Below are 1,439 nucleotides of genomic sequence, written 5' to 3'. Positions count from 1 at the left end.
CCTTGCAGGCATCGAGCTGCTGCATGAAGGCCCCCAGCGGCCACTGGGGGTGGGCCTCAATTTACCCAAACACGGAAGAAATTATCCATACAAGTGCAGGCAAGGGACGCGCCTGACGTCGCGCCCCTGCTGCAATTCGTTATGCAAATAAGGAGATAGAGAATTGGAAGCCATATCGATCATCCTGATTATCGTCTTTTTCCTTCTACTGCTTGCTGCACTCGTCGGTGTTGTCAAGCCGAGCTTGGTTAGGCAACAAACCCGCATGAAGGCATTTTTCGGTAATCTGGGTGCCGCATTCGTGACTCTGATACTCATTGGTATAGTTGCTCCATCTCAGAACACACCCAAAGAAGCAGTGGTTGAGGACAAGCAAGAGATCATTGCGCAAAACGCCAAGGAAGAGAAGGGAGCCGGAAAAGCAGAGCCAATGCAGTCCAAGGCCCCTGAAGGCAGGGCGCAGCCATATGAAGTGATAGGAGCAGAAGACTATAGCTTCCCCGGAAGAAAGCGTGTTCGTTGGCAGATCGTTGCCCCAAGTGCTCAGTCGCGTGGTGACAGAGCGTTTACGGCCATCCAGGCAGCTAAGGACTTGCTTAAGAAGACTGAAGCAGACCAAGCAACCGTTTGGCTTGAAATCAACAAGGAGTTGGCTGGTAAGGGGTATGGCCTTGCAATCGTTTCTTTCACGCCTGACGGGAAGGGGAACTCAGGGCAAGAGGCGAACAGTGAGGTCTGGGAAGTAGAAGTCGCAGCTGATGAAGTAAGTGCCGAGCAGGTGAGAATCGCAAATGCATGGTACGCGAACCGCTCCAAGTTTGTAGGCGATGACGGCCTAACTGACGAACCAAGATTGAAGACTTATCTCGCAAGCGAGTTGGGAATACCTGAAAGTCAAATTTCGCTTCCGTGGGTTATGAGGGAGAAATTTGCCTACAATGGCGAAACCTATGCGGTTGCCGGGACAAGAATGCCTTCCGATGTCAAGGAACCTGAGTCGTTCTCGAAATCAAAGTGTCAGATGGACCTCCAGTGTTGGGGTGATAAGCACAACGTTGCTGCTGGCCTCTACTGTGACGACTATGTGGAAAAGCTTGCGAAATACTCGCATGAGTGGACGGATGGAATGCTGGAGCCAAAATTCAGTCATTTTAGATGGAAAGACAGGAGCAAAGGCTACATTACTTACATTGGAGACAAAATTAAGTTTCAGAACGGCTTTGGGGCGTGGCAGAACTACGTGTATGAATGCGACCTGGATCCAGAGACAAATACGGTTCTTGATGTTCGCGCCCAGCCAGGACGGCTTTGAGAAAATGCATAACAAGCCCATGAAGTCCAACATGGACTTCCCCCAGTTCAGTGGACACGCATCGATAACTCCGCAGGAGGAGAAATACGATGCCGGAAATGATCACGGGGAAGAAAACTCAGCAGTA

Annotated in this window: 1 protein-coding gene; it reads left to right on the top strand. The window is 50.7% G+C overall.

Going from position 1 to position 1,439, the window contains the following annotated elements; translation table 11 throughout:
• The first annotated feature begins 163 nt into the window (after positions 1 to 163).
• On the top strand, positions 164 to 1,312 hold the full coding sequence (locus BMZ63_RS14810) for a DUF4875 domain-containing protein (RefSeq protein ID WP_091706695.1): 1,149 nt from the start codon (positions 164 to 166) through the stop codon (positions 1,310 to 1,312).
• Positions 1,313 to 1,439: the final 127 nt, after the last annotated feature.

The sequence above is a fragment of the Marinobacter persicus genome, from assembly GCF_900114155.1.
In the GTDB taxonomy this organism is placed as follows: Bacteria; Pseudomonadota; Gammaproteobacteria; order Pseudomonadales; family Oleiphilaceae; genus Marinobacter; species Marinobacter persicus.
This window is presented reverse-complemented; position numbering and strand designations above follow the sequence as displayed.